At 54.7% G+C, this 13,146-nt stretch carries 13 protein-coding genes; 4 read left to right on the forward strand and 9 right to left on the reverse strand.

Translation table 11 applies throughout. The features are described from left to right. Nucleotides 1-165: 165 nt before the first annotated feature. From HFD95_RS19335 to rfaD, 5 genes are read right to left on the reverse strand one after another with little or no spacing between them, the layout of a single operon-like run. Nucleotides 166-1,170 carry a glycosyltransferase family 8 protein gene (locus HFD95_RS19335; protein WP_010258267.1) on the reverse strand — a complete coding sequence of 335 codons (1,005 nt, stop codon included), beginning with the start codon at nucleotides 1,168-1,170 and terminating at the stop codon, nucleotides 166-168. Between the two features lie 9 nt (nucleotides 1,171-1,179). Beyond that, nucleotides 1,180-2,256: a glycosyltransferase family 9 protein gene (locus tag HFD95_RS19340; protein ID WP_124889590.1), complete on the reverse strand. Its 1,077-nt coding sequence runs from the start codon at nucleotides 2,254-2,256 to the stop codon at nucleotides 1,180-1,182. After that, nucleotides 2,253-3,230 (reverse strand): lipopolysaccharide heptosyltransferase RfaC, encoded by a 978-nt coding sequence (rfaC, locus tag HFD95_RS19345; protein WP_167430624.1) that lies wholly within the window; start codon nucleotides 3,228-3,230, stop codon nucleotides 2,253-2,255. Before rfaC ends, HFD95_RS19340 begins: the two co-directional genes overlap by 4 nt. Further along, nucleotides 3,218-4,273: an ADP-heptose--LPS heptosyltransferase RfaF gene (rfaF, locus tag HFD95_RS19350; protein ID WP_010258260.1), complete on the reverse strand. Its 1,056-nt coding sequence runs from the start codon at nucleotides 4,271-4,273 to the stop codon at nucleotides 3,218-3,220. Before rfaF ends, rfaC begins: the two co-directional genes overlap by 13 nt. A gap of 17 nt (nucleotides 4,274-4,290) precedes the next feature. Beyond that, a complete protein-coding gene (gene rfaD, locus HFD95_RS19355) occupies nucleotides 4,291-5,223 on the reverse strand; it encodes an ADP-glyceromanno-heptose 6-epimerase (RefSeq protein ID WP_010258257.1) in 933 nt (310 codons plus the stop codon). A 230-nt stretch (nucleotides 5,224-5,453) separates the two neighbouring features. On the opposite strand from rfaD, the gene HFD95_RS19360 reads away from it, so the two are divergent. Continuing rightward, nucleotides 5,454-6,650 carry a glycine C-acetyltransferase gene (locus HFD95_RS19360; protein WP_045139519.1) on the forward strand — a complete coding sequence of 399 codons (1,197 nt, stop codon included), beginning with the start codon at nucleotides 5,454-5,456 and terminating at the stop codon, nucleotides 6,648-6,650. Nucleotides 6,651-6,660: 10 nt separating this feature from the next. Continuing rightward, entirely contained in the window at nucleotides 6,661-7,689 is a 1,029-nt protein-coding gene (gene tdh / locus HFD95_RS19365) for an L-threonine 3-dehydrogenase (RefSeq protein ID WP_031591867.1), read from the forward strand. A 28-nt stretch (nucleotides 7,690-7,717) separates the two neighbouring features. Here tdh and HFD95_RS19370 read toward each other — a convergent pair whose 3' ends face one another. The 4 genes from HFD95_RS19370 to envC all read right to left on the reverse strand — a co-directional run bounded on the left by HFD95_RS19370 (nucleotide 7,718) and on the right by envC (nucleotide 12,163). Then, nucleotides 7,718-8,629: a hypothetical protein gene (locus HFD95_RS19370; protein ID WP_045139507.1), complete on the reverse strand. Its 912-nt coding sequence runs from the start codon at nucleotides 8,627-8,629 to the stop codon at nucleotides 7,718-7,720. Continuing rightward, nucleotides 8,622-9,851, reverse strand: coding sequence for a glycosyltransferase (locus tag HFD95_RS19375; protein ID WP_010258244.1), 1,230 nt, complete (start codon nucleotides 9,849-9,851; stop codon nucleotides 8,622-8,624). The genes HFD95_RS19370 and HFD95_RS19375 overlap by 8 nt, the downstream gene beginning before the upstream one ends. A gap of 104 nt (nucleotides 9,852-9,955) precedes the next feature. Continuing rightward, a complete protein-coding gene (locus HFD95_RS19380) occupies nucleotides 9,956-10,858 on the reverse strand; it encodes a divergent polysaccharide deacetylase family protein (RefSeq protein ID WP_045139508.1) in 903 nt (300 codons plus the stop codon). Nucleotides 10,859-10,861: 3 nt separating this feature from the next. After that, complete coding sequence (envC, locus tag HFD95_RS19385) at nucleotides 10,862-12,163, reverse strand: murein hydrolase activator EnvC (protein WP_029519509.1); 1,302 nt, start codon at nucleotides 12,161-12,163, stop codon at nucleotides 10,862-10,864. Between the two features lie 252 nt (nucleotides 12,164-12,415). Here envC and HFD95_RS19390 point away from each other — a divergent pair, with 252 nt between their 5' ends. Together HFD95_RS19390 and grxC are read left to right on the forward strand one after the other, a co-directional pair. Next, nucleotides 12,416-12,847 carry a rhodanese-like domain-containing protein gene (locus tag HFD95_RS19390; protein ID WP_010258234.1) on the forward strand — a complete coding sequence of 144 codons (432 nt, stop codon included), beginning with the start codon at nucleotides 12,416-12,418 and terminating at the stop codon, nucleotides 12,845-12,847. A 19-nt stretch (nucleotides 12,848-12,866) separates the two neighbouring features. Further along, a complete protein-coding gene (gene grxC, locus HFD95_RS19395; protein WP_010258231.1) occupies nucleotides 12,867-13,121 on the forward strand; it encodes a glutaredoxin 3 in 255 nt (84 codons plus the stop codon). Nucleotides 13,122-13,146 lie beyond the last annotated feature (25 nt).

A 13,146-nucleotide genomic window follows, 5' to 3' on the forward strand; every position in this document is an offset into this window, starting at 1 on the left:
CGCTTTTTTTACGCAATGTGGCCGTGCAGGTAAACAGATTATTATGCTGGCTTGCTGTCAGCGTCGTTATTACAGAGGTCGTGGCAAACAGCCGGCGGGATAAATGGCGGGAAAGTCAGGCGCTGAAATAACAGCGCCCGTATCAATCTGATAAACCTGAGTGTGCTATTGCTCACTCTGTTTAAAAAACTTGAGACTGACATACTTCATCATCCAGCTCAGGCTTTCAGCATACTGTTTCTGATGCCATTTTACGCGGGCGAATCGCTTCATCTCTTTATAATGCTTTGGTGTATCAAGCGGTTGTGAAGCCCAGGGTGAGCGCTGGTAATAGCTGTAGTAGCGGTGGGAAAGATCGCTGCCAGCCCATGCATGCCAGGGTTTGCATTTACCGGTGTAGTGAATCATCACTGTCTCTTCAGGCACGCCCGTGTGATCCCAGACTTTATTGGCGATGATGTCGTAAATGTGGTTATAGCGGTCTGGCAGGATCAGGACCTCATCCTCCAGCACGATATTCAGCGCATCCTGATCGGGAAAACCAAACTCTGCGCCCCGCGTTACCAGCACGTCGGTAATGCGCGCGGTGGTCTGCCTTTCGAGCCAGCGTGGAATATTAATCAGCATAAAGCCGGAGTTGAAATAGTGGTGGTGCTTCAGCCCCAGCCTTGCGCACTGGTTATGTCGCGCTCGCGGTGTGTCATTACAGGCCGCCAGCGTGTAATCAGTGATATCCAGCGTGAACAGGGGAGAGTAGTCGCCCACCACCAGGGTGTCAGCATCAATATAGATCACCCGATCGCTGTAGCTCGCTACGGTTTCCGGGATCAGGAAACGGTAGTGGATACTTTTGGGATAGCGTCCGACCGCAGGCAGCTGATCAACCCAGGCACGGTTAAAGATATGCAGCGTGATCGCCAGACGATGGCCCGTGGCCAGTGAACGCAGTTTTTCCACATCCTCTTCGCAAAGCGAGTCTGAAAAAACATGGGCGTGGAAAGCGGTATCAGGATGATGGCTGAGAAGTGAAAACAACGTAATGCCCAGGCCACGCGCGTAGGCGTAGTTGATGCCAAACGCAACATGAACCGGATTATCATCCGTGTCAGCAAGCGTGTTAACCAGCAGCTGACTTTGCTGAACGGCCTCAGCAAGAGGGGTAATTGCCATTACGCTTCACTATTCCAGATTATGAGTAATAAACGTTTGTATTCTAGTCAGTTTATCGTGATCCAGCCCGAATAATTTTTCAGCAGGCTGATCAAACTGAAAACGGGTGGCAAAAACGAACGTCGACGCAGCAATATTATCCGGTCCGATAAACAAAACGTTATTGACCGGACGCTGTTCCCTGACTTCACACGGCCCGTAAAGCATGATCACCGGTATCTGCTGCGCATCCGCAATATAAGCATTGCCAGAGTCAGAGGAGATGTAGAAATCCATCTGTGCAATGGCCCACGGAACCTCTTCCAGTTTTAGCTCACCAATCAGACTGACGATATTGTCTTTCGGGCCGGTCAGGCTCAGTAACTCATCCAGCCACGGCTGCTCAGCCGGTGGGCCAAACACATAAAAGGTGCAGGGCAGGTCAGCCAGCGATGCCATCAGCTGCTGCCAGATGCTGGCAGGAATGGTTTTAGCCCGGTTACCAGCAGAAATACTGATGCCAATTTTAATACCGCTGCGCGGATTAAGCAGCGCGGCGGGCGGCGCAGGCGGCTGCCAGAGCGGTGAGGTCGCATGCTTAGGGAAATCGGTGTGGCGGTAGTCACGATTAATCAGCTTCAGGTAGCTATCGAGCGTTAAATCCGTTTTGGTGTGGTCGACAATACCGCTGGCGCTGCGATAGAAGGTCTTATGGTAGGACTTACGCACATAGGTGCGCAGAAACTGCTTGTTCGATGCGTTGCAGAGCGCGGCGAAAAACAGGTTCACGCTGTTTGGCTGCACCAGATAGACGTTGTCATAGCGGTTCATCAGCGTGAACGCGAGCTTCAGTTTGGCAAAAAAGCTGCGCTTCGCCTCTTCAATCAGGAAATAGCGGCTGACCGTGTCATCGTGACGCGCCAGCGGCTCCACCGCTTTGCTGATCAGCAACTCAGACTGACCCAGTGCGCGCAGCATCGGGGTGATATTAATAAAATCACCAATCTTTGCCGTCTGGATGATCAGGCTGCGTCCGGTTGGACGGTAAAACAGCCGCATTATGGCCCGGAAAGGCAGCAGAAGCAGGTAGATCAGCACATAGTTCATGGCATGTTTTCCGTAATAACGGCTCGCAGTTTCTCTGCCACCGTGTCAGCAGTCAGCTCTGCCAGATTATGATTCGGGGCGCTCAGTGCCTGTTGGTTCTGCCCGTAACCGCCAATCAGTCCAGGATCGGTCGGACCATACAGCGTGAGGTTGGGGCGATCCAGTGCCGCCGTCAGATGGCTCAATCCGGTATCCACTGAGACCACCGCCCGTGCGCCCGCCAGCTGTTGTGCTATCGCTTCCAGCGTCAGCTTAGGCAGTACATCGACATGCTCAAATCCTTCTGCAAGGCGCTGCGCACGCTGATGCTCATGTTCAGCACCCCAGGGCAATTTCACCCGCAACCCGCTGGGCTGCATCAGCTCAATCAGCTGTCGCCAGTGTGATTCCGGCCAATGCTTGTTGTCACGCGTTGTGGCATGCAGAAAGACCAGGTAATGATGTGCGTCAGCGGGCAGATGATGCAGGAAGTGTCCGGCAATGGCGTAGTCACCCTGACTTTTCGGCTTTTCATAGCCCAGGCTTTTGGCGAACAGTTCGCGCGTCCGCTCAACCGCGTGCTGTCGCTTACTGACCTCATGGCGGATGTCATACCACCAGCTGGCGAACGGCTCACGCGCGCTGCGGCTGTCCTGCCCATGTTTCACCCCTTTCGATAAGCGGGTGACCAGCGCGGCACTTTTGATCAGGCCCTGTGCATCAATCACGATATCGTACTCACGTGACTGTAACGCGCGCTTAAACAGCACGCGCTCTTCACGCTGCTGACTGCCAAACCAGTGTTTGCGCCAGCGGCGAATCGCAACCGGTAACACCTTATCTACTGCGGGATGCCAGCCAGGGATCTGTGCGAAATTCTCTTCCACTACCCAGTCGAAACGGATGCCGGGAATGGCATGCATTGCATCGGTCAGTGCCGGGAGCGAATGCAGCACATCGCCCATTGATGAGGTTTTAACAATCAGGACGTGCATGGCACCTCCTGTGGCGCGAGCAGTTCGCTCAGCGTCTGATGTACACGTTCAGGCTGAATATCGATCAGGCTCTGGTGATAGCCCTGTTCGGCATCGCCTTTGCGCACTTTGTGATAGCCGGTAATCAGGCGAATAATTCGCGCCTGCTTTGCCAGCGGCGGCGTAAAGTCAGGACTGCTTGGTCCATAGAGTGCCACCAGTGGACGATCCAGCGCCGCGGCGATATGCATCAGGCCTGAGTCGTTGCTGACCACGGCACGGCATTGCGCCAGCAAAATCACCGCCTGTTCCAGCTGGGTTTCACCCGCCAGATTACGGCAGTGGCCGCGAGCCTCTTCGGGCAGCGCCGCGATAATCTCTTCGCCGGTCGGGCGATCTTTGGCGGAGCCAAACAGCACGATCTGAAAGCCTTCAGCAATCAACTGGCGGGCCAGCGTGGCGTAGTGATAGTGCGGCCAGCGTTTGGCCGGACCAAATTCAGCGCCCGGACAAAAACCGATGACCGGACGGGTCGCGGCGAGCTGAAACTGTGCGGCCGTTTCAATTTTTTCCTGCTCTTCAACCTGCAGTTTTGGCCACAACAGCGGCTGAGGCAGCTGCGCCGCCGACGCAACAGGTGTGTCGTAGCCCAGCGCAACGTAGCGCTCAACCATCAGTGGAAATGCGGCTTTATCCAGCACGCGCAAATCATTCAGCAGGCCATAGCGCATTTCACCGCGCCAGCCGACGCGGCGTTTTATTCCGGCAAAGAAGGGGACCAGCGCCGACTTGAAGGAGTTAGGCAGCACATAAGCACGGTCGTAGTGACTGGCGCGCAGCACTTTGCCCAACCGGCGACGCTCACCGATTTCCAGCGCGCCATGCCCAAGCGGCATCGCCAGCGCCTGATTCACCTCCGGCATGCGTGACAACAACGGACGGCACCATGCAGGTGCCATCACGTCAATCACCGCATCGGGATGTTCGGCCTTGAGGGTGCGATAGAGACTTTGCGACATCATCATATCGCCGACCCACGACGGGCCGATTACCAGAATTTTCATCGCCGGAGCAGCTTCCTTTATGCGTTACGGTTCAGCCAGACCATATAGTCAGCGACGCCCTGCGCCACCGTTTTAAATGGCTTGTCGTAGCCGGCCGCACGCAGCTTAGTGAGATCGGCCTGAGTATAGGCCTGGTACCGTCCTTTGAGTTTTTCCGGGAACGGGATGTACTCGATCTGACCTTTCTGGTGGAACTTCAGTACTGCGTCAGCCACTTCCTGGAAGGACTCGGCGCGGCCTGTGCCACAGTTGTAAATCCCGGAGACGCCATTTTCCCAGCACCACAGGTTCACTTCCGCAACATCATCAACGTGGATGAAATCACGTTTAAAGCCGTCGCTGCCTTCAAACAGTTTTGGATTTTCATCGTTGCTGATCTGCGTGTTCAGATGGAAGGCCACGCTTGCCATGCTGCCCTTGTGGCCTTCACGCGGTCCATAGACGTTGAAATAGCGGAAGCCGCATACCGGCGAGTTCGCTTCCGGCAGCATCTGACGGACGTAATGGTCGAACAGCATCTTAGAGTAGCCATAAACATTAAGCGGCTGCTCATACTGACGCTCTTCAATGAAATTCTCGTTGCGTCCGCCGTAGGTCGCTGCGGAAGAGGCGTAGAGGAACGGGATCTCGCGCTCAAGACAGAAGTGCAGCAGCTCTTTGGAGTACTGATAGTTGTTCTCCATCATGTACTTGCCATCCCACTCGGTGGTGGAGGAGCAGGCGCCCTGATGGAACACCGCTTCGATCGGGCCTAAATCATCGCCCGCCATCACGCTCATCAGGAACTCTTCTTTGTCCATGTAATCGACGATATCCAGGTCGACTAAATTGGCAAACTTGGTGCCATCCTTCAGATTATCCACCACCAGAATGTCGGTGTGACCGCGATCGTTCAGCGCTTTGACGATGTTGCTGCCAATCATTCCTGCGCCGCCAGTTACGATAATCATGTTGTTACCTTCAACGTTGTGGGGTGAAACAGGAGGTTTCACACACGAATACCTCACATCATAACATTTCATCAGGGTGCAGACAGCCAGATGACTCTGTAACGCTTTGTGCGTACATCCTTGTGGCGTGAACTATGCTGCAAAAATGATATTCTGTTGGGCGATTTATCGTGAAGAAGCGGCCTGTTCAGTAAGATATGCCAGATTTTTGCCATCTGAGGAGAGCAATGATGCCTGCGCAATTTTATCAACAACTTCGTCAGCAACTTGATGATGCACGTCAGGAAGGACTGTTTAAACAGGAGCGGATCATCACCTCTGCCCAGCAGACGGAGATCGCGGTTGGCGATAACCCGGCGGTGATTAACTTCTGTGCCAATAACTACTTAGGTTTAGCGAACCATCCGGCGCTGATTCAGGCGGCGAAAGAGGGGATGGATTCGCATGGTTTTGGTATGGCGTCGGTGCGCTTTATTTGCGGCACGCAGGATAGTCATAAGCAGCTGGAAAAGCGGCTGGCAGACTTTCTCGGCATGGAGGATGCCATTCTTTACTCCTCCTGTTTCGATGCCAATGGCGGTCTGTTTGAAACCCTGCTCGATGCGCAGGATGCCGTCATCTCTGATGCACTGAACCACGCTTCCATTATCGATGGCGTCCGGCTGTGCAAAGCGCAGCGTTACCGCTATGCCAATAACGATATGGCGCAGCTGCGCGCCTGCTTGCAGGAAGCGCGCGATAAAGGCGCGCGTCATATTCTGATCGCCACCGATGGGGTCTTCTCAATGGATGGGGTGATTGCGAATCTGCCCGCTATCTGCGATCTGGCCGACGAGTTCTCTGCGCTGGTGATGGTGGATGATTCCCATGCGGTGGGCTTTGTCGGGAACGCCGGACGCGGAACCCATGAATATTGCGACGTCATGGGCCGGGTCGACATCATTACCGGCACGCTGGGTAAAGCGCTGGGTGGCGCCTCCGGTGGCTACACCGCCGCAAAAGCAGAAGTGGTGGAGTGGCTGCGCCAGCGTTCCCGTCCCTATCTGTTCTCTAACTCGCTGGCCCCGGCCATTGTTGCCGCCTCGCTGCGGGTGCTGGATCTGCTCAGTGAAGGCGACGGGCTGCGTCAGCGTCTGTGGGACAACGCCCGTTACTTCCGGGAGCAGATGACGGCGGCGGGCTTTACGCTGGCGGGAGCCGATCACGCCATTATCCCGGTGATGCTGGGTGAAGCCAGCGTCGCCCAGGAGTTCGCCCGCCTGCTGCAACAGGAAGGCATCTACGTTACCGGCTTCTTCTATCCGGTGGTGCCAAAAGGTCAGGCACGCATTCGCACCCAAATCTCTGCGGCGCATAGCCAGCAACAGCTGGAACGTGCGGTGGCGGCCTTTACCCGTATCGGCAAACAACTGGGCGTTATCGCCTGAGGAGTCCGTCATGAAAGCACTCGCCAAACTGAAGAAGGAAACGGGCATCTGGATGGTGACCGATGCGCCGGTTCCGGAGCCGGGCCACAACGATTTGCTGATTAAGATTCGCAAAACCGCTATCTGCGGTACCGATGTCCATATCTACAACTGGGATGACTGGTCGCGCAAAACCATTCCGGTACCGATGATTGTCGGTCATGAATATGTGGGGGAAGTGGTTGCGATAGGACAGGAAGTGAAAGGCTTTACGATTGGCGATCGGGTCTCGGGCGAAGGGCATATCACCTGCGGACATTGCCGCAATTGCCGTGCCGGGCGAACCCATTTATGCCGTAACACAATGGGTGTAGGCGTTAACCGCCAGGGCTGCTTTGCGGAGTATCTGGTTATCCCGGCCTTCAATGCGTTCAAAATTCCCGACAACATTTCCGATGAGCTGGCGGCAATCTTTGATCCATTCGGCAACGCCGTGCATACCGCGCTATCGTTCGATCTGGTGGGTGAGGATGTGCTGATCTCCGGCGCGGGTCCTATCGGCATCATGGCCGCCGCGGTCTGTCGCCATGTCGGCGCACGCAACGTGGTGATCACGGACATCAATGAGTATCGTCTGGCACTGGCGCGCAAAATGGGCGTCACGCGCGCGGTCAATGTGGCGAATGAGGATCTGCGAGACGTGATGCACTCGCTGGGCATGACGGAGGGATTCGATGTCGGACTGGAGATGTCTGGTGCACCGCCTGCCTTCCGTTCATTGCTGGAGGTAATGAATCACGGAGGGCGGATTGCACTGCTGGGCATCCCGCCGGGTGAAATGGCGATCGACTGGAATCAGGTAATCTTCAAAGGGCTTTTTATCAAGGGCATTTATGGCCGGGAGATGTTTGAAACCTGGTATAAAATGGCGGCGCTGATCCAGTCCGGGCTTGATTTAACGCCGGTTATTACCCATCGCTATGGAATCGACGATTTCCAGCAGGGCTTTGATGAGATGCGTTCAGGACGATCGGGAAAGGTGATACTGAGCTGGGATTAAAACAACGGCCGCCAGGGCGGCCGCATGATTAGCTTTGTTTTTTCTCTTCATCGGTCAGGTAGCGCACTTTGCGCGTGTAGTCCTGGCCTTTAAAGTTCAGCGGCTGTTGCGGATCGGCGAGGTATTTTTGCCATTCCGACAGCGGAAAGCCGCCATGTGCGCCTACCACTTCAGGCGGGATCACCGCCGACTGACCGCCAATTTTCTTTGAGACCGGCCAGTTAGCCCATTCGCCCAGATTGACGGTTTTAATATCCAGCATGTCCAGCAACACCGCGAGCGGCAGCTGGTCAGTAGGCGGCTGGCTGTCGTTCATTAAATTCCAGGTATCATTAAACAGCGTCAGCCACAGCGGCGAAATGCGCTGCCAGACTTCACGGGTGGCAGCCAGGTAAGCCCCATTCACGTGATCCACCAGCCAGGGCCGGATACTGTGCGCGTAGTAGGCGGGAATCGCCTCTTCCGGCGCATCAGCCAGCTTGGCAATCATTTTCCCCTGACGAAAACTGGAATAGAGATGGCCGGGCTTCATCATGATCTCCGGCATCTTAAGCAGATTGAGGTCGGAATCGATCATCAGAATGCCGTCGCCTTTTGCCTGTAAGGGCGCCTGCAATTTAATCAAACGACTGCGATAGATCTGCTTGTAGCGATAGCTCTCTTCCCGATGCGGGACATCCAGCGTCGCCACGCGGGTTTTTACTGGCAGGCTGCCAAAGGCGTGAGCCGGCTGATCGCTGACAATTACGATCTCTTCAGCCTCTGTCGCAAAGCGCGCCGCAAAATCGGCACTGAGCAGGGCTTCTTCAATATAGTCCGCGCCGGTGCAGGGAATCACGACCGAGGTTACCGGTACAGTGCCCTGAACCTCTTTCTGCGAATAAGGCAGGTTATGGCTCGCTCTGATATGGCGATAACGGGGATTTAAAAAATTAAGCATGAGGTTTCTTTTTCACGACGCTTTGCAAAATATTCTCGACGCCGCTGATATAAGTTTCAATAGCGTACTGTTCACGTACGCGTTTCGCTGCCGCATTGATCAGGCGTTGACGTAAATCCGCATCCTGCCACAGTGCGGTCAGATGCTGGGTCAGTTGCACCACGTTGCCATAATCAAATAGCAGCCCGGTTTCGTCATGACTGATCAATTCGGCAGTGCCGACCACGCGGGATCCCACTACGGCGGTATTCACCAGCATCGCCTCCAGCACAACCCTTGGTAATCCCTCACTGCGTGAGGCAAGAATAAACGCATCAAAGGCGGTGAGGTAATCCAGCGCGTTGTTCTGAAAGCCCGTAAAGACCACATGCTGCTGGATGTTCTCTGCGGTAGCGAGTTGCAGCAGATGCTGAAGTTCCGGACCCGCTCCGACCACCACCATCTTCCAGTCGGCATCGGGATTAGCGCGTTTAAAACGGCCCAGCGCCTGCAGAATATGGTGATTAGATTTACGCAATATCAGCGAGCCGATCGTGCCAAACACAAAGGTCGAAGGGGAGAGTTTAAAGCGCTGGCGTACTTCAAGGCGGTCGGGCAGAGGCTGGTGGATGTCGATAGCGTTATTGACGGTAAAACAGCGTTCCGCGTCAACACCGTGGCTGCGCAGGGTGTTATTCACGCCCTGTGACACGGCAATGATCGCCTGGCAATCCTGATTGACCATGCTGACCAGCCGCGGTTCCAGTACCGGATCGATACGGCAGTGTTGCACTACCGCAACATCCAGGCTGCGCGCCGCCAGATAACCTTCCACATTGGTGCTGGGCTGGTTATTCATATAGAGCGTGTCAAACTTCCCCAGCTGCAGCAGTGAGTTGATTTTGCTGGCATTGGGCATAATGCGCCAGTGTGTATCAATCTGATCGATGGCGCGCTTCTTGAGCTTTTTATTAAAAAACAGCAGTGCCCGCGCGACTTCTTTAACAAACTTTGCCCAGCGTGGTTGCCTGATTTGCGGAATAAAAAAGACCGGGATAGCCAGCGCATTCAGCGTGGCCTCAATGGTTTCGTCGTTGCCACGGCTGTAGTTGTGATAGAAGCAGCAGGTGATATCAAACTTTTGACGATCAATACGCTTCAACAGCTCCAGCATACTGTTGGTGCCGCCGCCCCACTCTCTGCCGTTATCCAGCAGCAGGATTTTTTGTTTAATAATCGTCATCCCTATCACTGTTCCCGCACAGCACGTAATCGCCCGACCCAGGATTATAGTAATTTCTGCGTATAAATGAACGCTAAGCTGAACACTTAGCATTCATAGCAAATTCAGAACAGATTTTTTAGCGTGTTAAACAGCGGGCTGTTATTCACGCTTTCCGCTATTACCGCTAAGGCTCGGGTGGCAGGAACCGGCGCCAGCGGCTGTTTCGGTTTACACAGGTCTGCAGGCTGGAAGCGCGGTGTCACCGGTTTTGCCGGCGCCACAGGCGGCCGTGAGCCGCTGTGCAGTGATTCGTTCAGCAGCTGACTGGGACGAACCAGCGTAACGTCGGCTGGCAATGTGGGTAACATCTGCTGCAGCACCCGCACGGTGTTAGGGTGGGGATGACCAATGGCAATGGCGTAACCGTCGCGCTGCGCCAGTTTCACCGCCCGACTGAACTGCTGGCGGATGGCATTAATATCCTGGCTGTCATCCAGAAATACCCGGCGTTTTAATACCCTGACCTGGGTGCCCTGTGCGGCAGGAACAGCCTGACTGTTAGCGATGGTCATGCTATCCAGAAAGTAGAGATTGTAGTGGTTCAGCGCCTGCATCACTTTCTGCATGCCGGGCAGGCTGGAGGTCATCCTGCTGCCCATATGGTTGTTCAGACCTACGGCATAAGGCACGTTGTTAACCGCATTGCGCATGATGCGGGTAACTTCTTCGCTGCTCATCTCCGGCGTTAAGGTATCTTTTTCCAGCGGCTGCTTGCTCAGCGGCGCCATGGGCAGATGGATCAACACTTCGTGACCACTCTGGTGCGCTTTGGTGGCCATTTCACGGGCATGTGGCGCGTTGGGCAAAACCGCCACTGAAATGGCCTGCGGCATCTGCAGGACCTTGTTCTCTTCGGCAGGGCGATAGCCTACGTCATCGATGACAATGGCCAGTTTGCCCGCCTGCGCAGCGTAGCTGAACAGCAGGGCGCTCAACAGAACGGGGATTTTTCGAAGTTGCAGCAAAACCTATTTTCCTAACCACGGGAGTGGATTGACGGCCTGTCCCTGACGTCGGATTTCAAAATAGAGCGACGGGGTACCGCGGCCACCACTGGTGCCCACCAGTGCGATAGGCTGTCCTGCCTTCACCTGCGTACCCACGCTCACCAGCGCACTTTGGTTATAGCCATACAGGCTCATATCGCCTTTACCATGTTCCAGCACGACCACCAGGCCGTAGCCCTGTAACCAATCGGCCATCAGCACGCGGCCATCGGCGATAGCTTTCACCTCGGTACCTTCGCGCGCATCAATCACCAGTCCTTTCCAGCGCAGTTCACCCTGCAGCTGTTCACCAAAGCGATGTTCAATGCGTCCGCGTACCGGCCACAAGGCCTGCCCGCCCGCGCGACCGAGTCCACCGGTGCGCGCCACCAGTTCGCGTTCGCTCTGAGTCGGCTGATAGCTGGAGCCTTTGGCTTTCGCCTGCGCCTGACGCTGACGCACTTTTTCCGCCTCACGCGCTTCACGGGCGGCGCGCTCGCGCGCCTCGCGTTCCGCACGGGCGATCTTATCCTGCAGACGGCTTTCGTTCTGACGCATCTCGACCAGATCGGCCTGATCTTTTTCCAGCGCGCTTTCCAGTGTCGTCAGGGTTTTTTTCCGCGCTTCGCTCGCCTGTTGCAGCTTCTGCTGCTGGCCCTGCTGCTGCGCTAATAAGCCTTTCTGCTGCTGTTGCTTCTGCTCCAGCGTGGCGCGTTGCTGAGCCAAATCCTGACGCGTCTGTTGCAGCGATTCGATACTTTTCTGGCGCGCCGCATTCAGATAGCCGAAATAGGCCAGAATACGCTCGCTGCGCTGGCTTTCTTCACCGCCCATCAACAGCTGTACACCGTTGTGCTTACCCTGACGAAACGCCGCATCAAGCTGCTCTGAAAGCAGGTTTTCCTGTTGGGTTTGCTGTTTTTCAAGGCGGGCGATGGAGGTGGCAAGCTGTTTGATTTCGTCATTCAGGGCGTTGAGGCTATTGCGGGTGTCACGCAACTGACGGCTCGCCTGAGCGATGATTTTTTCCTGGCTCTGCAACTGATCCAGTAATTTGCTGCGCTGCAACTTTTGCGCTTTAACGCTTTTCTCTTTTTCAGCGATGTTTTGCTGAATAGATTGCAGCTGAGATTTGCTGTCTTCTGCACTAACGGCGGCGGCAGGCAATAACAGTGCCCCCGCACAAAGCAGGCTAAGGGAGAGGCTGGACAAGTGTGTGAACAACGGCAGGTTATCGCCGTTGGGACGGGTCCTTGTGTGCGAAACGGTTGTTTTTCCCTTCATAGGCCAATGATTATTCCACGATGAACCGCCGCTTACCAGTGCTCCCCACTGGCATTTGCTTTTCCAGTTATGTCCACTTTCACAATGACATGGATTAAGCCTTACGCCATTTTTGCTATTCAGCCACTTTTTTTGGAAAATGAAGCACAAATCGATACTCTGGCCGCATAGCATCTGTACATGCGAAGTGGCGCAGGTATACTCAGAACCCTTGTTTTAGCTTATTAGCCCGGTCTGGAGTCGTTACCCCTCATGCAAGAAATTATGCAGTTTGCAAGCAATCACCCCATCCTGAGTCTGGCATGGGTCGTTTTACTCGTTCTGGTGATTGTGACTACCGTTAAAGGAATGTTCTCTAAGGTAAAAACGATCAGCCGCGGTGAAGCAACCCGCCTGATTAATAAAGAGGACGCGGTAGTTGTAGACGTGCGTTCGCGCGACGATTTCCGCAGAGGCCATATTTCAGGTGCGCTGAATGTCGCAGCCGCTGAGATTAAAAAAGGCAACATTGACGAACTGGCAAAGCATAAAGCGCAGCCCATAATTGTGGTGTGTGCAACCGGACAAAGCGCGGGTGATTCTGCTGCGCATCTCAGCGCGGCCGGCTTTGAGCGGGTTTCAGTGCTGAAAGATGGTATCAGTGGCTGGAGCGGCGAAAATCTGCCGTTAGTTCGCGGCAAATAATCTTACAGAGGTGCTGATCATGGCAAATGTTGAAGTGTATACCAAGGCGACCTGTCCTTACTGCCATCGGGCGAAGGCGCTGTTAACGCAAAAAGGCGTATCGTTTCAGGAGATCCCCATTGATGGAGACATGGCGAAACGCGAAGAGATGATCAAGCGTAGCGGCCGCACCACCGTGCCTCAGATTTTTATTGATGCGCAGCACATTGGTGGCTGCGACGACTTATTCGCACTCGATAATCGCGAAGGTTTAGATCCCTTACTGCAGGCGTAATTTTACGCCGGACAATCTCATACAT

This window comes from Pantoea sp. EKM10T (assembly GCF_011800685.1).
Taxonomy (GTDB): Bacteria; Pseudomonadota; Gammaproteobacteria; order Enterobacterales; family Enterobacteriaceae; genus Pantoea; species Pantoea agglomerans.

Bases quoted from the DNA above. Each gene is read 5' to 3' on its own strand.
- rfaD (WP_010258257.1), bottom strand. From the start codon at position 5,223: ATGATTATCGTAACTGGCGGCGCAGGAATGATTGGCAGCAACATCGTC.
- HFD95_RS19375 (WP_010258244.1), bottom strand. From the start codon at position 9,851: ATGACGATTATTAAACAAAAAATCCTGCTGCTGGATAACGGCAGAGAG.
- HFD95_RS19370 (WP_045139507.1), bottom strand. From the start codon at position 8,629: ATGCTTAATTTTTTAAATCCCCGTTATCGCCATATCAGAGCGAGCCAT.
- HFD95_RS19340 (WP_124889590.1), bottom strand. From the start codon at position 2,256: ATGAACTATGTGCTGATCTACCTGCTTCTGCTGCCTTTCCGGGCCATA.
- rfaC (WP_167430624.1), bottom strand. From the start codon at position 3,230: ATGCACGTCCTGATTGTTAAAACCTCATCAATGGGCGATGTGCTGCAT.
- rfaF (WP_010258260.1), bottom strand. From the start codon at position 4,273: ATGAAAATTCTGGTAATCGGCCCGTCGTGGGTCGGCGATATGATGATG.
- tdh (WP_031591867.1), top strand. From the start codon at position 6,661: ATGAAAGCACTCGCCAAACTGAAGAAGGAAACGGGCATCTGGATGGTG.
- HFD95_RS19390 (WP_010258234.1), top strand. From the start codon at position 12,416: ATGCAAGAAATTATGCAGTTTGCAAGCAATCACCCCATCCTGAGTCTG.
- grxC (WP_010258231.1), top strand. From the start codon at position 12,867: ATGGCAAATGTTGAAGTGTATACCAAGGCGACCTGTCCTTACTGCCAT.
- HFD95_RS19360 (WP_045139519.1), top strand. From the start codon at position 5,454: ATGCCTGCGCAATTTTATCAACAACTTCGTCAGCAACTTGATGATGCA.
- HFD95_RS19335 (WP_010258267.1), bottom strand. From the start codon at position 1,170: ATGGCAATTACCCCTCTTGCTGAGGCCGTTCAGCAAAGTCAGCTGCTG.
- envC (WP_029519509.1), bottom strand. From the start codon at position 12,163: ATGAAGGGAAAAACAACCGTTTCGCACACAAGGACCCGTCCCAACGGC.